The organism is Lysinibacillus sp. FSL M8-0216 (genome assembly GCF_038595555.1).
Taxonomy (GTDB): Bacteria; Bacillota; Bacilli; order Bacillales_A; family Planococcaceae; genus Lysinibacillus; species Lysinibacillus fusiformis.
Window position 1 is genome coordinate 132,424 of record NZ_CP152007.1, and the last position, 18,947, is coordinate 151,370.

The 18,947-nt window shown below is 38.5% G+C and carries 18 protein-coding genes; 9 read left to right on the plus strand and 9 right to left on the minus strand.

Going from position 1 to position 18,947, the window contains the following annotated elements; translation table 11 throughout:
• Positions 1-26: 26 nt before the first annotated feature.
• Positions 27-1,946: a tetratricopeptide repeat protein gene (locus MKX57_RS00685; protein WP_342550673.1), complete on the minus strand. Its 1,920-nt coding sequence runs from the start codon at positions 1,944-1,946 to the stop codon at positions 27-29.
• A 166-nt stretch (positions 1,947-2,112) separates the two neighbouring features.
• On the opposite strand from MKX57_RS00685, the gene MKX57_RS00690 reads away from it, so the two are divergent.
• The 4 genes from MKX57_RS00690 (at position 2,113) to MKX57_RS00705 (ending at position 5,923) form a co-directional block, all read left to right on the plus strand.
• Positions 2,113-2,820, plus strand: coding sequence for a glycosyltransferase (locus MKX57_RS00690; protein ID WP_089986854.1), 708 nt, complete (start codon positions 2,113-2,115; stop codon positions 2,818-2,820).
• Positions 2,821-2,912: 92 nt separating this feature from the next.
• On the plus strand, positions 2,913-3,173 hold the full coding sequence (locus MKX57_RS00695) for a metal-sensitive transcriptional regulator (protein ID WP_004233098.1): 261 nt from the start codon (positions 2,913-2,915) through the stop codon (positions 3,171-3,173).
• A gap of 220 nt (positions 3,174-3,393) precedes the next feature.
• Positions 3,394-4,533 carry a transglutaminase domain-containing protein gene (locus MKX57_RS00700; RefSeq protein ID WP_089986855.1) on the plus strand — a complete coding sequence of 380 codons (1,140 nt, stop codon included), beginning with the start codon at positions 3,394-3,396 and terminating at the stop codon, positions 4,531-4,533.
• Between the two features lie 85 nt (positions 4,534-4,618).
• Positions 4,619-5,923 carry a transglutaminase domain-containing protein gene (locus MKX57_RS00705; RefSeq protein WP_328038605.1) on the plus strand — a complete coding sequence of 435 codons (1,305 nt, stop codon included), beginning with the start codon at positions 4,619-4,621 and terminating at the stop codon, positions 5,921-5,923.
• Positions 5,924-5,951: 28 nt separating this feature from the next.
• Here MKX57_RS00705 and MKX57_RS00710 read toward each other — a convergent pair whose 3' ends face one another.
• The 7 genes from MKX57_RS00710 to MKX57_RS00740 all read right to left on the minus strand — a co-directional run bounded on the left by MKX57_RS00710 (position 5,952) and on the right by MKX57_RS00740 (position 14,136).
• Positions 5,952-6,896 (minus strand): BadF/BadG/BcrA/BcrD ATPase family protein, encoded by a 945-nt coding sequence (locus tag MKX57_RS00710; protein WP_089986857.1) that lies wholly within the window; start codon positions 6,894-6,896, stop codon positions 5,952-5,954.
• The gene (argH, locus tag MKX57_RS00715) at positions 6,893-8,407 is read right to left on the minus strand and encodes an argininosuccinate lyase (RefSeq protein WP_089986858.1); all 1,515 of its coding nucleotides are present in this window, start codon (positions 8,405-8,407) and stop codon (positions 6,893-6,895) included. Before argH ends, MKX57_RS00710 begins: the two co-directional genes overlap by 4 nt.
• 27 nt (positions 8,408-8,434) lie before the next feature.
• Positions 8,435-10,156 carry an iron ABC transporter permease gene (locus MKX57_RS00720; RefSeq protein WP_090003005.1) on the minus strand — a complete coding sequence of 574 codons (1,722 nt, stop codon included), beginning with the start codon at positions 10,154-10,156 and terminating at the stop codon, positions 8,435-8,437.
• 12 nt (positions 10,157-10,168) lie between these two features.
• A complete protein-coding gene (locus MKX57_RS00725; RefSeq protein WP_089986860.1) occupies positions 10,169-11,239 on the minus strand; it encodes an ABC transporter ATP-binding protein in 1,071 nt (356 codons plus the stop codon).
• Between the two features lie 95 nt (positions 11,240-11,334).
• Positions 11,335-12,441: an extracellular solute-binding protein gene (locus MKX57_RS00730; protein ID WP_089986861.1), complete on the minus strand. Its 1,107-nt coding sequence runs from the start codon at positions 12,439-12,441 to the stop codon at positions 11,335-11,337.
• Between the two features lie 198 nt (positions 12,442-12,639).
• Positions 12,640-13,554: a DMT family transporter gene (locus MKX57_RS00735; RefSeq protein ID WP_089986862.1), complete on the minus strand. Its 915-nt coding sequence runs from the start codon at positions 13,552-13,554 to the stop codon at positions 12,640-12,642.
• An 18-nt stretch (positions 13,555-13,572) separates the two neighbouring features.
• The gene (locus MKX57_RS00740) at positions 13,573-14,136 is read right to left on the minus strand and encodes a GNAT family N-acetyltransferase (protein WP_089986863.1); all 564 of its coding nucleotides are present in this window, start codon (positions 14,134-14,136) and stop codon (positions 13,573-13,575) included.
• A 145-nt stretch (positions 14,137-14,281) separates the two neighbouring features.
• Between MKX57_RS00740 and MKX57_RS00745 the strand changes: the two genes are divergently transcribed.
• The 5 genes from MKX57_RS00745 (at position 14,282) to MKX57_RS00765 (ending at position 17,756) form a co-directional block, all read left to right on the plus strand.
• Positions 14,282-15,229, plus strand: a complete 948-nt coding sequence (locus MKX57_RS00745; RefSeq protein WP_089986864.1) for a carbohydrate kinase — start codon at positions 14,282-14,284, stop codon at positions 15,227-15,229.
• 20 nt (positions 15,230-15,249) lie between these two features.
• Positions 15,250-15,681: a dual specificity protein phosphatase family protein gene (locus MKX57_RS00750; protein WP_089986865.1), complete on the plus strand. Its 432-nt coding sequence runs from the start codon at positions 15,250-15,252 to the stop codon at positions 15,679-15,681.
• Between the two features lie 211 nt (positions 15,682-15,892).
• Complete coding sequence (locus tag MKX57_RS00755) at positions 15,893-16,096, plus strand: PLD nuclease N-terminal domain-containing protein (RefSeq protein WP_081937092.1); 204 nt, start codon at positions 15,893-15,895, stop codon at positions 16,094-16,096.
• Positions 16,093-16,977: an ABC transporter ATP-binding protein gene (locus tag MKX57_RS00760; protein ID WP_089986866.1), complete on the plus strand. Its 885-nt coding sequence runs from the start codon at positions 16,093-16,095 to the stop codon at positions 16,975-16,977. The genes MKX57_RS00755 and MKX57_RS00760 overlap by 4 nt, the downstream gene beginning before the upstream one ends.
• Positions 16,974-17,756 (plus strand): ABC transporter permease subunit, encoded by a 783-nt coding sequence (locus MKX57_RS00765; protein WP_342531488.1) that lies wholly within the window; start codon positions 16,974-16,976, stop codon positions 17,754-17,756. Before MKX57_RS00760 ends, MKX57_RS00765 begins: the two co-directional genes overlap by 4 nt.
• 258 nt (positions 17,757-18,014) lie before the next feature.
• Here the strand turns inward: MKX57_RS00765 and MKX57_RS00770 are convergent, their stop codons facing one another.
• Positions 18,015-18,452 (minus strand): GNAT family N-acetyltransferase, encoded by a 438-nt coding sequence (locus tag MKX57_RS00770; RefSeq protein WP_342531490.1) that lies wholly within the window; start codon positions 18,450-18,452, stop codon positions 18,015-18,017.
• Positions 18,453-18,947: the final 495 nt, after the last annotated feature.

Sequence of the window (18,947 nt, forward strand, 5' to 3'; positions counted from 1 at the left end):
CTCGTGACGCGGTAGGTTTTTCATGTTTATTGGATATCTTGAAGTGATTTTTTCAGCCATTTTGTGGCTTCTTGATAATCTTGGGCAACACCCTGCCCTTTTTTATAGATTAGACCGAGTTGGAATTGTGCCTTCTGATGGCCCTGATTCGCAGCCAATCTATAGAGCTGGGCTGCTTTAGCAAAATCCTTTGGAACGCCTTGCCCATGACTGTGCATTTGTGCTAATTGGAATTGTGCTTTTATATGCCCTTGTGCGGCAGCTTGCTCAATCCATTTGGCAGCTTCAGTGTAATCCTGGGTAACACCCTTACCTTTATCAAATAAATTTCCGAGCTGGTATTGAGCACCCGCATGCCCTTGAATGGCAGCTAAACGATAGCAGCGGCGTGCCTCTTCCAGATCTATAGAAACCCCTAATCCTTGTTCATATAATAGGCCTAATTGATACTCAGCCTGAATATGAGACTGATCAGTTGCAGCTCTCCACCATTGCACGGCTTCTGGATAATTAACAGGAACACCAGCTCCTACAGTTAATAAAAGTCCGAGCTCGTATTGAGCATCCACATAACCCTTTTCAGCTGCAGCCTTTAGATAAGGCAGAGCTTTATCTGGTTGTTGAAGTTGATAAACATATAGACGCCCAAGCTCGAAGCCAGCACTAATATGTCCTTCTTTAGCAGCTAGGAGTAGCCATTTCTCAGCTAATACGATATCCTGTTCTTTTTCATAGAGAAGACCAAGGTAATATTGTGCATGTAAATGTCCTTTATGTGCTGCTAGCTTAAACCACTTCAAAGCCTCAATATGGTCCTTGTCTATTCCTAGGCCAGTATTGTAGAGCATGGCAATTTGAAATTCTGCATTCATATGGTCTTGTAAAGCGGCCATGTGGAACCATTTGGCTGCCTCTGCAAAATTTTGTGGAATGCCACGACCTTTCAAATGCATATAGCCTAGATTATATTGCGCACTTGCATCTCCGGCTAAGGCAGCCATTTCAAAATAAGTGCTGGCCTTCACATAACTCTGATCTACACCTGTCCCATTATGATAAAGAAATCCTAAATTGTTTTGTGCACTGGTATTCCCTTGATCCGCGGCTAAGGTGTACCATTTGGCTGCCTCATTGAAATCTTGCGATAGGCCCAGCCCTTGATTATAAAGCACACCCAGATTGTACTGAGCATCTGCATTTCCTAAATCAGCCGCTATTTGGTAGTGATGAGCGGCCTCCCCATAATTTTGTGCCGTACCTTGTCCTAGATGAAAGAGGACACCGAGACTATAGTGTGCATTGGGATCGTTTTGAGCTGCGGCTCGTTCATACCACATTTTCGCAAGTGTATAATCCTTTTTAACCCCCTGCCCATGGTTGTAAAGCGCTCCTAAATTATATTGAGCACTTGCGTCACCATTTTGTGCCGCAATTTCGAACCAATCAGCTGCATGTTTATAAGCATCTGTTGAATGTTCCAGCTGATATAGGTTGTTATCCGACATCAAAATTTTCTCATCAGCGATATTCGATTTAAAGCTACGATCATAGCGCTTCATAAACCATTCAACAATATCAGTTATATAATCAAGAACAATTTTGGCCGCCTTTGCCTCCACAAGTTCATTACTAGTATGGCTCGTCATTTTATAGACGAGATTCATTAATAGGAAAATTCGACGAGGATGAATTTGGGCTGTAAAACTACGATTATTTAACAGCATGCGGACATTTTTTAATTTGGGTGTAGTATGCATTTCCAATTGATAAACCTCAAATAAAATCTCCTCTAATACTAGCAGTGATTTTTGTAAAGAAACTAGAGGGTTCGAAATGGCGAAAAAACTAGCTTCCTGTAAATTTTTAGCTAATGTTGCGAAGGAAAATTGCCTTAACTTATGACATTGTTCTTCAAGAATTTCATAATGTATGACGATCGTACTCACCCTCTTTCGTGGTATTCTCTTTTTTCATATATCGGAGAAATATCGATATTATTGATATGTTTTCATGGGATTCATCAGTTGAATTGTTGCTGTTACATGATACTATTTGATATAAGGGGAATTCATCAATATGAAGAGCCTGACAGCCTATAGGTGGAGGATAGACATGAAAAATATTGCAGCTATTATTCCAGCATATAATCCGCAACAATCACTCATTACCTATGTACATCAATTACTAGCAACGACCATTACACAAATTATTATTGTCAATGATGGAAGTGATCAGAAATATAAAGGGATTTTTGACGACCTAAAAAAAATAGAAGGCTGCCAAGTCCTTCAGCATCGAGACAATATTGGAAAAGGTGGTGCCCTAAAGACAGCCTTTACATATATACGAGAGCAAAAAAGAATATTTCATGGGGTACTCACAGTAGGGGCACATGGTCAGCATACATTACAAGATGTAAAGCTTGTTTTAACGATGACGAAGGTCTTTTCAGAAGGTATTGTGCTAGGCGTGCGAAACTTCCATTCGGTCGATAGTACCTTTCTTTCCTATTGGGGAAATCGTGCAACAAGTCTCTTTTTTGAACTGCTCTATCACCGGAAATTGATGGATACTCAAACGGGTTTACGCTATATTTCGATGAATGAATTACCATGGCTAATGAAGGTAAAAGGTGAACATTATGATTATGATACAAATATGCTAATCGCTGCACTTAAACGAAAGTGCTCTATTTTCGAGGTAGAGATTGGGCAATTACGAATAAAAAAAAACTCCATTATTCAGTATGATGAAATAACAAATGCAAGCTCCATTATAACGAGAATGCTTATGAATTATTTACGACCAAGAAAACAATGATAATTAAGGTTTAAAATTGAAATAAAGAGCTAGGATAAAGGATAACAATTACTCAATAGAACGTAGCGAGTATAGAAAAAAGGAGCATGTTTATGGAATATTCAGATCAAGTAAAAAATCGGGTGAAACGGATGGAAGGTCAGCTACGTGGTATTTTGAAGATGATGGAGGAGGAAAAAGACTGTAAGGCAGTGATTACGCAGCTATCAGCCGTCCGCTCGGCTGTAGACCGAACGGTTGGTGTGATTGTTAGTACAAATTTATTGGAATGTGTGCAAAATGCGGAAGGGGATGGCGAAAAGATGAATGAGGCCATTCAGGAAGCGGTTAACTTAGTAGTAAAAAGTCGTTAATTGTCAAAAAAACTCACTGGAATGTAGTGAGTTTTATTTTTTTACAATTTAATAGTTATAATCGACGCTTATATTCAATTTTTAGGTAATTTATATTATAAGGATCATTTTATTTTTTTAGTTGAAAGTCTTAGTTGGGGCACTTGTCTCATAGCCTAGTAGTCACTTTCTTTGTTATGCTAACTAATAATGATAGCGTAAAAGGGAAGGTGATTGTGTTATGAAGAAATGGCTATTATGTGGCGCTACTTTACTTATGTTAAGCCCGACTGCGGCTTATGCACAACAAGAGGAGACTAAATCCGTAATAAATCCTGTTGTAGCAAATTCAACAGTCACAACTTGGGAGCAGTTTACAAAAGAACTAATAAAGAAAATTAATAGTTTTGAAACGGATATTAACATTACATATACTGGGCCGATGGGTGATTTCAAAAAAGAGATTATGGCTGCTTTTGATCAAGCTAAAAAGCAGGCTGTATACGCAAGCGGACATATGGAAAGCACAACAATTTCCGCAGATTCTTTAGGGAACGTATCCTATACAATAAAGTACCTGACAAATCAAACACAAGAAGCAGCTGTACAAAAAAAGATTGGTCAAGTATTGAAAAATATTATAAAGCCCACTATGACTGAATTCGATAAAGTAAAAGCTATTAATGATTATATTGTATCGAATACTAGTTATGGTACTAAAACAAAAGCAAGTCCCCATAGTGCCTATGCTTTGCTATTTGAAGGACAAGCTGTTTGCCAAGGTTATGCCTTAGCTGCACAGGCAATGCTGTCACAGAGTGGAATTGAAACAAAATATGTGGTGGGGTTTGTGAATGAAAATGAGGCCCATGCTTGGAACTTGGTAAAGGTAGACGGCAAATGGTACCATTTGGATACAACATGGAATGATCCACTACCTAATCGCATTGGTGCTGCATCCTATGATTACTTTTTAGTGACGGATGAAGTGCTTAAGAAGGATCATTCTTGGATTCAGACAGATTATCCTGCGGCCTCAAGCACTAAATATAGCTTTATGCACAATGTTCATTTTGCGTATCCATTAAATAATGTCGTCTATTTTAGTAATACGGCTGATCACGATAAATTATATAAGCTAGAAATGGCAACTGGTAAAAAAACAAAAGTGTTGGATAAACGAGCGTTGTATATTACTGGAATGGGCCAAAATCTATATTATAGTGATTATAGCAACAGCGGTTATTTAACAAAACTAAATCTGAAAACATTAAAGGCTGAGGTGTTGGTCAAACAGCCAGTAACGAATCTAAAGATTAGTGACAATTATCTAATCTATAACATGAATGCCAAAGAGCATAAACTTCCATTAAGTCAATAAACAATTATTAACAGGCATAAAAGGACTCTGAACGGGTTCTTTGTGCTTGTTTTTGTATATAATGAATAGAAGAAGACGGTTGGAGGTGAGGAGTTTGTGGAAGAAATTAGCCATTATTATGATCATCATTGTTTTCATTGACCCCATTTATACGGCAGGTAAAGCAGTTGTCCGGCAGATAGCGGAATGGACAAATAATGATGAGATAGAAACAATGCTTCTTTCAACAAAGGAAAAAATCGTTGATGTAACCGCTAGACTTTCAGACAATGCCTCAATAGAAACGGCCATACCTATAGAAGACATGCATGATATGGAGGTAGCACCTACTGCTCAAGCAATTCAGAAGCCAGAGACAAAGTTAGTTGTGACAAACGTTAAGGAAATGACTGATGCAATGTATGCGTATTATAGTAGTTTCTCACCGAAATTTGAAATTCAGTATAAAGGGAATACACAACGAATTGAACAAATTGTAGAAGAGGCCTATAACAATGCCATCGAAAGAGACGATTATGTGTATGGCCATATTAGTAAACATTCAATTCGTTTTGAATATGGAAGAAACCAGGCAACAATATTTGGGGAGCAAAGCTATTTAATGACCCCAGAACAGGCTGCTTACGTGGAGATGAATGTCCAAGAAATCATTGCCAAAATTAGTAATACATCTATGTCAGACGTAGAAAAGGTACGAGCCGTTAATGATTATATTGTGGCGAATACGGCCTATACCGACCAAACAAATTCTAGTCCCCATAGCGCCTATACCGTTCTTGCAGAGCGCGGAGGGGTATGTCAGGGCTATGCTTTACTTGCTCACTCCATGTTACAAAAGCTAGGGATTGAAACGAAATATATTGTAGGATATGTAGGTCAAGAAGGACATGCGTGGAATTTAGTGAAGTTAGGTGGACAATGGTATCACCTTGACACAACGTGGAATGATCCAGTCCCAGATCGTAAGGGGGCCATTCGTTACCAATACTTTTTAGTTGACGACCGCACAATGGCAAAAGACCACTCATGGATTGCTGAAGATTATCCTAAAGCAACGAGTACACTCTATAGCTACTATCATGATATAGACTTCCCAGCACAGGTTGACAATCAATTATATTTTAGCAACATCTCTGATGACAATAAGCTGTATGTGCTTGATATGAAGACGGGTAAAACGAAACGAGTAACAAATTCCCGTGTACAATACGTCGTTTATGCAGATGGATGGCTCTATTATAGTAATTATTCCCGAGGCGCTTATTTAACAAAGATTCGTCCAGATGGTAGCGGGGAACAGTCCCTAAACCGAGAAGATACGAAGGATTTATTTGTGAAAGATGGCTATCTTTATTTCACAACGAATGAGTTGAAGAAAATGGCCCTATAAATGGGGACAACAAAAAGGGCATGACTTATCAACAGTCAAAGGCCCTTTTTGTTCGTTCAATTAAATAATCAATTGGTTGCTGCTCACAAAGAGAAATGGAGATCTGCGGATGCGTTACTGCTAATATATTTGTAAATGTTTTTAAAATAAGTGGATTATACTTGATGGCACCACCATTACAGTAAAGAGGAAACAGTCCATTCTGATAGCCTATCTTTGTTAACACGGCTTTTGCTAAAAGAGCCAATTCGTGAGCTGCCTGTTGTGATATTTGAATGGCACAAGCATCTTGTTGTTCAACTGCTTGAGCAACAAATGCCCCCATTTTGGCCAACTGTGCATTTGTATAGGATGGCTGAAATAACCATTCAGCGAGCTCGGTTACATTTTGTATAGCTAAGGAATGATAGACAGCCTCTTTTAAAATAGTGGTCTCACCTCGACCATCTTCCATTTTAAAGATGGCTCTTACCACTTCTTGCCCTAGCCAATAACCACTACCTTCATCTCCAGCTCGGTGTCCCCAGCCTCCAGCACGAACGATTTGCTGTCCATCATAGGCGTAAGCGATTGCTCCTGTTCCAGCAATGAGTAATGCACCTGCCTGTCCAGCAGTCACACCAAGTAGTGTGGCTTCAGCGTCATTTTCAATAATAAGAGTAGCAATAGAAAGCTGTGTGGCTGATAGGGCATTTTGAACAATAGCTGTAACTATTTCTTTGTCTTTTGGAGAATCAATCCCAGCTAAGGCAAAGGTAGCTACAGCAATTTGAGAGCAGGGATACTTTTGCAAAAAAATTTCTACCTTTGCTAAAAGCTCATGTAATATCACTGTAGCTGCTTCCATACCAATGGCTTGATAGTTGGAGCCCTTTGTTGAAGCTGAATATTCCATAACACCAGTTTCCGCGTGAACGACTGCGCATGCCGTTTTTGTCGCACCACCATCAATAACTAGAAGCCATTTCATCATTGGCTCCATTCCTCAAGAAAAATCGTTAATTCTTTCTCCGCTTCAATAATGGAACTTTCCTTTAATTGAATCCATTCATAAAGATTTTTCGTATTCATTTTGGCATGTTCAAGTGCTGCTTTCATTGTGGCGGGAGCTGGGCCACCTGGTAGTGTTCGAACACCAACAAAAGACTCTGGCTGTAAGGTTTTATAAAAATCCTCTTCTGAAATATTTAATTCTTTTCCCGTAATCAATTTAGATTGAGTATTCACGAGTCCCCATGTAAGGCTTGCTAGTGATTCCTCACTATGAGCAAGTAGTACTTTAATGCATTTACTAACAATGCTATGTGCTTGGCGGAAGGAAATATCCTCTGAACGTACTAATGTATCAGCCAGCTCAGTAACATTGGCAAAGCTGTTCTCTGCACGGTTTCTTAGTTTTTTCTTGTTCACATCCATTGTGACAACAAGTGAGCCAAATAATTTATAAATCCCAACTAAGCGGTCGATGGCACGCCATAAATAGGGTTGCATATCATCCTCAGTATCGACGATATCTCCAAATGGTGTATTATGTACCATCTGTAACACGGTGCTTGCATCTCCAACAACAGCCGATAGTAATGAACGCGTATGTTCAATTGAAACAGGGTTACGCTTTTGGGGCATAATAGAGCTTATTTGAACATATGGACTTGCGAGTGTGAAGGCATTGAACTCCTGTGTAGCCCATAATAAAAAATCTTGAGAGGTCCGGCCAAGATTGAGTGCAGCAAGCTGTACAATACTTGCTGCTTCAGCAATATAGTCAGCTCCAGCCACTGCATCCCACGCATTTTCGATAATATCATCGAATGCCAACAAATGACGCATCCGTTCTCGATTTATATTAAATCCTGTTGTAGTTAAGGCTGCAGCCCCCATACTGCTACGATTAACAGTTTTATAGACATGCTGCATGCGCTCAAAATCTCGTTCAAGCTGGTCAATGACAGCCTTTAAATAATGGGCAAAGGTTGTAGGCTGAGCCTGTTGCGTATGCGTGTAGCCAATCATAATAGTATCTACATGCTCCTCAGCAGCTGCGATTAAATCATCTCGCAATGTTAGTAGCTCTCGCATTAATAACAGTAATTTTTGCCTTAGTGTCATACGATAAATGGCGATGCCCATATCATTACGACTGCGTCCAATATGAAGATTTCCAGCAACGTCGCCAGCAAGCTCTATTAATTTATTTTCAATGCGGAAAAATAAATCTTCGTATTGGGGGCTATAATCTTCTAAACGATAATAATTTAAATCTATTTTCTTTAGTGCTGCCCCAATTTGTTTCGCTTCCTCTTTTTTTACAAGTCCTTGTTCTTCTAACATTTTTAAATGAGCTATATTAATTTGTAGCATAATAGTTAGAAAATTTTTCTTTGCCTCTTCATAGGCTGGCTGTAACACAATTTTCCGATAGATGTTAGAAGGGAAAATCATCCCATCTTCCTGCTGCGTTTTGTTGCGAAAATCTTCAAACATTATCATGGCCTCCTAATAGATTAGCAGTTAAATAGCTGTACCAGCACTGCCTTTTGATAGTTTTTCAGAAATAATAAGGACAACTAAAATTAAGCAAATTTGTAAGACACCGTAGGCACACGCAGTCCCAAATTTAAATGCATACAATTTTTGGAATATGGCAACAGACAATGGAATAGTAGATGTACTGTATATAAGTATGGATGCAACAAATTCACCAAAGCTTTGTACTAGGGCTAATAGTGTTCCCGCTAATATTCCGGTGAATGTTAAAGGTATGACGATGCGTCTAAATGTATACCACCAATTGGCGCCTAATCCACGTGATGCCTCTTCAATTGACGGATCTAGTTGTACGAGAGAGGCAGAGGTTGACCGGAAAACAAGTGGCAAATGTCGGATGAAATAGGCTAATGGTAAAATCCAAAATGTCCCGATTAATACTTGATTAAAGGCAAAGATGTTTTCCGTGCTAAAGGCGGCGATTAAATTGACTGCTACCACTGTCCCAGGTAGAGCCCAAGGTACCATTATTAAAATGTCGAGTAATGTTTTTCCTTTAAAATTTAAGCGGACCATCGCATATGCTGCGGCAACACCAAAGATAATATTGCCAAATGTTGCGACGATACCCATCTGTATAGAATTCCAAATAGGTCGCCATGTACGCTCATCAGTAAAGAGAGCCATATAATGATCCAGTGTATAGTCTGTAGGGAGTATTTGAGTCTTCCATGCCCCATCAACAGAAAAGGATATTAATATCAGCACTAATATCGGTAAGATCAAAATCAACGTGCCGATAAAGGAGGCAATAGTTGCCGCTATTTTTATTTTCTTGGAGGATACCTCCGAGCGATGGACACTTATCCCTTTACTGAGATTTTGATAATTTCGGCGATTTTGATACCAACGCATCATCATTAAAAATGTAATAGAGACAAAGGACAGTATCATCGACTGAGTTGCGGCCATCTCAAGATTGCCATTAGTACGCGATAAGTAGATTTGCATGGTCATAGTTCGTTCTACACCAAACATTAAGGGTGCCGTATAGGAGGCCATAGAGATCATAAACACTAATAAGGAGGAAGCAACAATGGAAGGGGTCAGCATGGGTAAAATAACCTTTGTCCACACGCGAATACGCCCTGCACCTAAACTAGTTGCCGCTTCTTCAAGAGCTGGATCTAGCCCCTTGATGGCAGCAGATGCGGTTAAATAAAAATAAGTATACATGGTGAAAGTATGAACAACGATGACTCCCCAAATCCCTTTCAATGAAAAGGGTACATGATCTAAACCGAATAAATGCTGAAAGACTCGAGGGAAAATACCACTATCTCCGTACAAAAAAGAAAAGGATAGCACACCGACTAGGGGGGGAAGTGCCATAGGGACCAATACTAAAATGGAAAGTATTCGTCTCCCAGGAAAGTTATAGCGTTCGAGTAAAAAAGCCATAGTTACTCCAACGATAGCGCAGCAAAGGACGCTAATACTAGAAATATAAATACTGGTCCACAAAGCTTCTAAATTTGCTGGGCTTGCTAGATTGAAAAATTTTTTATAGTGAAGGAATGGTTCATCACCAGCAAAGCTTTGAGTAAATGTTTGATAGAAGGGATAGACGACATAGGCGAACAACACTAAAAATAATGGCGATATTAATATATAGATGAACCAATTGGAATGAAAGATTCGTGTCCATATACTTTCTTGAGAAGCATTGACAGTTTGCTTTTCCATATTGGCTTCCTCCTATTCCCCTAAAAAATACAGCGAGTCATGCGTTATATGAATGGTAATATCCTCGCCAATCTTTTTTATTTGGTCATAAGAATTAATAAGCATTACTTTAAGTGAAAAGGCGTTACAATCTACAATGTAATTGACGCTAATGCCTGTGAATTCAACAAAGGTTATTTTTCCTGTTAATGTATTATCCCCAGTCCCCAAATGAATAGATTCTGGACGTATTGAAATAAATACTTTGTCTCCAATCATATGCGTCAATGCTGGAGAGCTCTGTTGCTTTCGCCCAGTAAAAATATGTCCATTTGCTGTTTTCACTTGTATTTCTTCGCCTTCAATTGCTTCTAATATGCCCTCAATTAAATTGGTTTCGCCAATAAAGTTAGCTACAAAGCGATCTACAGGTCGGTGATATATTTCCTGAGGAGTCCCAATTTGCTTGATATAGCCGTTTTCCATGACCATGATTCGGTCAGACATCGCCATAGCCTCCATTTGATCATGGGTAACATAAATCGTCGTGACACCAAGCTCAGATTGAATCCGTTTGATTTCAATACGTGTTTCCTCACGTAACTTTGCATCTAGATTGGATAATGGTTCGTCAAGTAATAAAATATCTGGCTCAATTACTAGAGCTCGAGCCAAAGCCACACGTTGCTGTTGCCCACCAGAAAGCTCATTTATTTTTCTATCCCCGTAATTTGACAGATGTACTTGTCTTCTAATTCGATCTACCTTGCGCTGAATCTCAGTTTTAGAAAATTTACGAACCTGTAAACCAAATGCGATGTTTTCATCTACTGTCATATGAGGGAAAAGGGCATAGTTTTGAAATACCATACCGATATTGCGTTTATTTGGCTGAAGCCGAGTGACATCTTGTTCATCAAATAGAATCTTACCTTTAGTTGGGTAATAAAAACCGGCAATCATTCTCAAAGTAGTTGTCTTGCCGCAGCCGCTTGGCCCAAGAAAAGTGAAGAATTCACCAGCCTTTATTTCGAGATCTACATCTTTCACACCATACAACTGACCAAACTGCTTCGAGACATTTTCGATTGTGACTCTTTTCAACAAAAAACTCCTCTCCAACAAAGGATTCATAGCTATATAGGGGATGAGATAGTAAGGTAAAAATCCACTAAAAAAGCTGGATTTTCACCCGGATACTAATTACCGCGGCCTTTAATATTGTTATCCCAGTATTCCATCCATTCAGCCTCTTTGTCAGACATTTGCTGCCAGTCTATATCGAATGTTTTTAAATCTAATTCTTGATACCACTCTGGCATGGATGCCTTATCGATATCAGATCGTGTAGGAATTTGATAATAATCTTTGGCTAACTGTGTCACCATCTCTTTTTCGAATAAAAATTCGACAAATAGTTTGGCATTCTCTAGATTTTTCGCATTGTTGACAACTGCAACACCATCTACCAAAATAGGTGCTCCACTTTTTGGATAAATATAATCAAAGGGATAATCAGTTGTATATTTCTTTAATAAAATATCTTGTAGATTCCATAAGGAGACACTGCCTTCTTGTCGTGTTAGCTTTAAGTACAAAGCATTAGGATCTTGCGTATATTCCTTCGTATTAGCGTCTAATTGTAATAGCCATTCATAGCCTTTATCAGGAGAGTTCGCATCTTGTCGTACAATCATAGAGGAATATATGGTGCGCATTGTTCCTGAAGCCAGCACACCCCGAATTAAAATTTGATTCTTCCATTTAGGGTCAAGAAGGTCATCCCAATCCTGTGGCCCATTTTCTTTTGTTAATAAATCACTATTGATCATAATGACTTCTGGTAGCAGCATCTCTCCAAACCAGCGGCCATCTACATCTTTATGTGTAGCATCAATAGAGTCAATAAAGCTAGGCTGCCAGGCATGTAATAAGTCTTCATTTGCCCCAACAATGAGCGCTGATTGTGTGCCGCCCCACCAAAAGTCTGCCTGAGGATTAGCCCTTTCGCCACGTAAACGTTCTAAAATTTGCTGAGCGCCCATTGTTAAAAATTCTACTTCAATGTCTGGATACTTTTTATTAAACTGATCGATTACATTTTGCACCATTTCTTCATCACGTCCTGTGTAAATAACAAGCTTACCAGATGGCGTTGTTGCCGCTACTTCCGTTTTGTCGCCATCTGTCGTTTTATCGTTATTGGCAGCATCATTTGTAGTTTTTCGGTCATTGTTTCCACTACATGCGGCTAAAACAAACAGTATGAACACAAGGAAAAAACTAAGAATACGTGTTTTTTTCATCAACTTCCCCTTTCTTAAAGTAAGGTACTTACATATTGCAGTATAATACGAAGGGGTAACATTCATGTTAGAATTATTAAAAAATTACATTTTCCTTCATCATAGCGAAGTGCTAATCCATTAGCAACGGCATTTCAATGAAGTTCAAAAAAACTCCTTAAAAAGGAATATTCCATTTTCAAGGAGTTTTCTATCTGTTTAAGTTTGTGCATCCAATAGGCTATCATTTTGTCGGCGTTGCGCAATAATTGTCGGCAATAACATACCGACTATCACTAAAACAATGCCCATAATTTGCAATGCAGTTAAAGGTTCATGTAGGACAATAACGGAAACGGTAACTGCAACAGGTAATTCAATAGCGCTTAAGATGGAAGCAAGTGCACCACCAATTTTGGGAATAGCAATGGAGAATAAGTATATAGGTAAAATGATACCGAATAGACCGAGGGCTAATCCATACTTCCATAAGCCTTCCATAAACAATTTTCCGTTCCAAATCACTTCTGGACTTAAGAAAATACTGATCATTATAAGGGCTACAAAGGAAACGATAAATACCCTTGAAGTGGTTGTAACCCCTTCCACTGGTCGAGAGTTAAATTGAATGAAGCAGGCAAAGGTAACGGCAGCAGCAAAGCCGAATAACCATCCTTGGAGAGGGATTCCACTTAAATCTACATTTAAAACACCTGCAGCTAAAATTGTTCCTACAAATAAGATAATAATCGAAATAACTTCAGGTCGACTTGGTAATCTTTTATGTAGAGCACAATCAATTAACAAACCTATCCATGTAAATTGGAACAGCATCACTACTGCAAGAGAGGCGGGTAAATACTTGAGAGATTCTCCATACACTATTCCAGTCGTTCCGGTAAAAATACCAGCACATAATAATATAAGGATGCCTTTTTTTGATGGCTTAGGTAATTTTCTATCTGTCAACATAAAAATAACTAAAACGAGTATAAAGCCAATAATATATTGGCTCGATACAGCCTCTGCAGATGTAAAGCCATGCTGCATCGCTACTTTGACAATAGTCGACAAAATTCCGTAGCTACTAGAGGCAATGACGATCAAAAGAGGGTAAATTAAATTTGTTTTCATGAATACAATCTTCACTTCCTAAAATTGTTTCACCATATGATGAAATGGTTCATCGATTATGGACCAAGGCTCAGTAATAACAAAGCCTAAACGTTCATAAAGACGACGAGCATCTTCTTTTTGAGTTTCTACATTTAAGGATAACTTTGTATAGCCATGCTGCTTTGTCAGTTCTTCGGCATATTGTAAAAGTAATGTACCAATTCCTTTACCGCGTGCTTCTGGTGTTACACAAACTGTATCGATATAAGCCTCATCTTCGTGGGCCTCATGATCGATGATGATTGATGGAGCATTTTTAGCCTCTAACCATTTTACAAGGTTAGCATCCATAGCAATGGCATGTGCGCCATAATAATAAACGAGAATTCCTACTATTTGCTCATCCTCCGTAGCGACATAGGTATTTAAATAAGAATGTCGATTGTCGTCACGCTGAAAAAGGGTTGTCAGTTCTTGACGAACAGCCTCGGACGATTGCTCGCCAGTTAAACGATTGGCAATCTCACCAATCGCATCAATAATTAAAGGCACAACGGCATGTGCATCTTGTGGTTGAGCTTGTCGAATTGTAATACTCATCTTGAAAATCCCTACCTTTCTATAGGCAAGTATAACAAAGTTAGTGGATGACACAAATTTTCAGGCATGCTCTCAAAAGTTAAACCTTTATAGAATGACAATTTTCGTGTTAATCTATAATGACTAGACTTTCAGGAGGACAATCATGACGAAGCAAGATAAGGATTTTATTTTAGTCTATGGAGATGCATTTATTGACTATATTGCTGATGATGTAACAAACACATCATTTACAAAATATATGGGTGGTGCAACAGTAAATGTTGCAGCAGGTATTAGCCGAATTGGCGCACCATCTGCCCTAATTACAATTACAGGGGATGATGAGGGTTCTCAGTTTGTGCGTGATGGGCTTGTAGAGGAAGGTGTCAAGCTTGACTATGCCATATTCGACCCAGCTAAACGAGTAAGTGGTGTTTATGTGCATCTGACAGAAGCCTGTGAACGAATTTTTAAAGATTATGTGGATGAAACACCTGATTTACAAGTGGAGCCACTACAGTTAAATGAAGCAGCATTTAAACATGCCTCTGCTTTAACGGTATGTTCAGGGACCATGTTCCATCCGACAGCTCTAGCTACAACTCAAGCTGCCGTAGAAATGGCGAAGGACAAAGGTGCGATCATTGCGATGGATGCAAATATTCGTCCATTACGCTGGAGTAGTGAAGAAATTTGTCGAGAAACGATTACGTCCTTTTTTGAGGATGTAGATATTTTAAAGGTAACAGATGATGAGTTATTCTTCCTGACGGAAACGACTAGTTTAGAAGAAGGAATTGAACAACTAAGTAGCTATTTAGTGCCTATTATTTTAGTAACAGTAGGAGAAAATGGCACTTATGCTGTGTTGAATGGAGAGGTCATCCATGTACCAACTGAAAAGGTAATACCTGTAGATACTACTGGTGCAGGGGATGCATTTATGGCAGGGGTATTACGCGATGTTCATTACAATGGCTTGCCTACAACAAAAGAAGAGCTTGTTCGCTGTACAAGCTTTGGCAATAAATTAGGAGCATTTGCAGCAACAAAAGCAGGAGCTTTAACGGCTTTACCATATTACGAGGATATTAAGCATTTACTGAAATAATCCTATGGAGTGTGACCAATATGGAAAAAAACTATGATGTTTTAGTTAAGGATCAAATATTCTTTGGCGGCGCAAAAGATGCGGAGGCGGCTTTTGAGCAAGAAGCTGTAGATGTTGTAATAGATGTTCGTGTGCAGGGACTTACTTCAGAAGAGCAAGAGGCTGTTTCTTATTCGTATAAGCATATGCCAATTGCAGATGAAGATATTGCGGTAGCATCATCTATTCAGCATGTAGCTAAGGAAATTGCTTCGTCCTATGAGGTAGGACAGAAGGTATATGTTCACTGTGGGAGTGGCGGTGGTCGTGCTGGTGTAGCAGCTACTGCGGTGTTAATAGAGCTAGGGCTGGCTCATTCTCTAGAGGAAGCGGAGGCAGCGGTAAAAAAGGCCCGTCCACAAGTAACGATTCGACCTAAAATGGAAGACGCTCTACAACAACTTTATAAATAAAGGAAAAGATGTGCTGATAAAGGTACATCTTTTTTTGTTTTTATAAATGAAGCAGGGCGTATAGAAGATGAAACAGGGGACTATCTAAAACATGACATCTTATCCTATGGAAATGGCACAGAATATTTGGAAGAAAAAACAAAATTTTGTTCTATACATGTTAGAACAAAATTGTTATAGTTAATGTATAACAACTAATGGGGTGATCTGTATGATGGAGGAATTAGCAAAAGTTCCATGGGCAGTGATAGCACCGCTCATCGTCGTTCAATTAATATTAATGATCGTAGCACTTATTGATTTGCGTAAAACACATGCAACGAATGGGCCAAAAATTTTATGGGTATTTATTATTTTATTTACAAATATAATAGGGTCAATTGCGTACTTTATAGTTGGGAGAAAGCAGTCATGACAACATTACTTCAAGTAACTGGTTTGACCAAACGATTTGCAGAGCACAATGTTGTAGATAATGTTCAATTTATTCTAGAGGAAAAGACTTCAACGGCGTTAATAGGGCCAAATGGCGCGGGTAAGACAACAACATTGTCCATGTTAACAGGGCTCTTAACGCCGACTGCCGGAAGTGTAGAAATGCTAAAAGGGGATTTACGTGAAAATATAGGGTTTTTACCCCAATATCCACAGTTCCATCCTTGGCTAAGCGCGTTAGAATTTACTGAGATGGCTGCGCGGCTAAATGGTGTATCAGCAAAAAATGCTAAATTAGAAGCGCAAAAAACATTAGAGTTTGTAGGGTTAGGAAATGTTCAACATAAAAAAATAGCTACTTTTTCTGGTGGGATGAGGCAACGCCTTGGTATTTCCCAGGCAATTGTGCATAAGCCAAAATTACTGTTATTAGACGAACCTGTTTCAGCACTAGACCCTGTTGGCCGTAGAGAGGTTCTTGATTTATTAAAAGGTTTACAACAAGAGACAACCATTTTATATTCAACTCATATTTTAAACGATGCGGAAGAAATGACGGATCAGCTATTATTCTTACAAAATGGAAAACTAGTAGAGCAAGGAACATTACGAGAGGTACGCCAACGTTTTGATGAGCAAAATTATATAGTTGAGTTTTCTAGTGAGGAAGAGGCAAAGCTTTTTGCAAGCTCGACAGATCATGTAGTAGGCTGTTATGTATATATCGAGATATTGAATGAGGAGCCAACGATGAAGGAGCTGCTTCATCGTTTAAGTAATTGTCCTTATACAATAAGAAAAGTAGAACGACAAACAGCATCGTTGGAGGAAATTTTCATGAAGGTGGCGAAAAAAGCATGAGAGGATTCAATGTACTTCTACAAAAGGAATTTAGAGAGGCGTGGCGAAGTTGGAAATCTTTGTGGATACCTCTTGTGTTTGCCCTGCTCGGAATGAATGATCCCCTGATAAATTATTATATAATGGATATTTTAAATGCTGTTGGAAATGTGCCAGAAGGCTTTGAAATGTTGATGCCTGAATTAATGCCCGTTGACCTATTACAGGCTTCTATAGGGCAGTTTCAAACGATAGGGTTATTGGTGATAATGGCTTCTTTTGTGGGTATTATAAGTAAAGAACGTGCGAGTGGTACGGCTACCTTATTATATGTAAGACCTATATCTTTTGGAGCCTACTTTATGAGTAAATTTATTGTAATGAGTGCAGTTTGTTTTGTGAGTATTTTAGCAGGCTTTGCAGCAAGCGTGTATTACACTAGTATTCTATACGGAACTTTAGAAATTGGACCACTGCTTGCCAGCTTTTGTACGTATTATGTTTGGCTAATATTTGTAATTGCTGTGACATTAATGATGAGTGCTAGTTTTAAAACAATTATAGCTACTACATGTGCCTTTACGGTTATCTTTATTGGGCAAATAGTCGATATGGTAGTAGGACTATTCTGGACTATATCCCCTTGGAAGCTAGCAAGCTATGGACCTTTACTAGTTCGTGGAACAATGGAGATGTCTGATTACTGGTGGAGTTTAATTATGACAATAGGACTTATAATTCTTTGTATTTGCATTGGAATTACAATGATGAAAAGAAATGCGGCTATGACGAAAATTTAAAAATATAGGACGGAAAATCTGATACGTTTAGACTTTTCCGTCCTTTTGTGTTAGAGTATTCCACCATTGATAAGCAGGATAAGCCCAACAAAGAGCATGATCCACGAAAGGGCTGGTTGTTTTTAAATAAAGTTTAATCAAATGATACTAATAACGTTGATAAAGATCATAGAAAAGAGCGTATTTTGAAAAATGATTGATCAAATTTACTTTAAAAAGACTATTAGTCATTGTGGTAAATTCAAGTGCTTACAAGGATTACTTAGCTAATTGTTCTCCCCAAGATGATAATTCAGTCTCAATAAATCCTGCTCTTTTATAGGCAAATTTTGCTGTAAGATTTTTAGGATCATATCCAATCATGATAAAAGGAATGTTTGCATGATTACTATTCCTTATCTCTTCTATAACCAGATATATAGCTTGTTTGCCTATACCTTTACCTTGAAATTCTTCGTCAATCATTAGTCTATAAATCCAATAATTATTGTCATCAGGGTCTATTCCAAACATAGTAAATCCTATCATTTTATTATTAAGATAAATACCTTTTGCAAAGAAATTATCTAGAAACTGAACTTCTGCGATAGAATAAAGGTTGGATGCAATAAATCCTTGTTGTTCCTCTTTAACAGATAATCTAATTGCTTCTTCCCAATTACTTTTGTCAATAGGCTTTAAACAAATTTCCTTCAATTTGGTACTCTCCCTTTGAAGGGGAAACACGTAGTTTATGGGCTATTGAAACGCTATCCCCTTGTTTTTATGCCCAATCAAGTATAAATAATTTCTCATCGACAACGCCTCCTTAAAAGTACAAAACTGCCAATTCATCCGATCGAAAAATCTCTCTTACTCATAATTCAGATACGCTATATGGGGGAAGCCTCACACCCCTTACCAGCCTCCACTCTAACTTAATAAATTTTTGATTATTACATTACTCCGATTATGAGCTGAAGATCTAAGCGTAAAATTGATGGAATGATTTACGATGCTAACAACTGTTATGTGAGCAAAAAGACGCTCTCTAAGCAGCTATAGGCATTATAAAAAATTCCCTTTATTGGAAAATTAAGTGCGTGAAAAGAACCAAGCACAACGACAGTAGGGACAACAGATTGTCCCTACTGTCTTTAGATCTTTGAACCTATTTTTTCTTCTTTTCTGTTGGTTTTATAATTGCGACTC

Coding starts and splice junctions, on each gene's coding strand:
- MKX57_RS00690 (WP_089986854.1), top strand. CDS start 2,113: ATGAAAAATATTGCAGCTATTATTCCAGCATATAATCCGCAACAATCA.
- MKX57_RS00695 (WP_004233098.1), top strand. CDS start 2,913: ATGGAATATTCAGATCAAGTAAAAAATCGGGTGAAACGGATGGAAGGT.
- MKX57_RS00700 (WP_089986855.1), top strand. CDS start 3,394: ATGAAGAAATGGCTATTATGTGGCGCTACTTTACTTATGTTAAGCCCG.
- MKX57_RS00710 (WP_089986857.1), bottom strand. CDS start 6,896: ATGATGAAATGGCTTCTAGTTATTGATGGTGGTGCGACAAAAACGGCA.
- argH (WP_089986858.1), bottom strand. CDS start 8,407: ATGTTTGAAGATTTTCGCAACAAAACGCAGCAGGAAGATGGGATGATT.
- MKX57_RS00720 (WP_090003005.1), bottom strand. CDS start 10,156: ATGGAAAAGCAAACTGTCAATGCTTCTCAAGAAAGTATATGGACACGA.
- MKX57_RS00730 (WP_089986861.1), bottom strand. CDS start 12,441: ATGAAAAAAACACGTATTCTTAGTTTTTTCCTTGTGTTCATACTGTTT.
- MKX57_RS00735 (WP_089986862.1), bottom strand. CDS start 13,554: ATGAAAACAAATTTAATTTACCCTCTTTTGATCGTCATTGCCTCTAGT.
- MKX57_RS00740 (WP_089986863.1), bottom strand. CDS start 14,136: ATGAGTATTACAATTCGACAAGCTCAACCACAAGATGCACATGCCGTT.
- MKX57_RS00745 (WP_089986864.1), top strand. CDS start 14,282: ATGACGAAGCAAGATAAGGATTTTATTTTAGTCTATGGAGATGCATTT.
- MKX57_RS00750 (WP_089986865.1), top strand. CDS start 15,250: ATGGAAAAAAACTATGATGTTTTAGTTAAGGATCAAATATTCTTTGGC.
- MKX57_RS00755 (WP_081937092.1), top strand. CDS start 15,893: ATGATGGAGGAATTAGCAAAAGTTCCATGGGCAGTGATAGCACCGCTC.
- MKX57_RS00760 (WP_089986866.1), top strand. CDS start 16,093: ATGACAACATTACTTCAAGTAACTGGTTTGACCAAACGATTTGCAGAG.
- MKX57_RS00765 (WP_342531488.1), top strand. CDS start 16,974: ATGAGAGGATTCAATGTACTTCTACAAAAGGAATTTAGAGAGGCGTGG.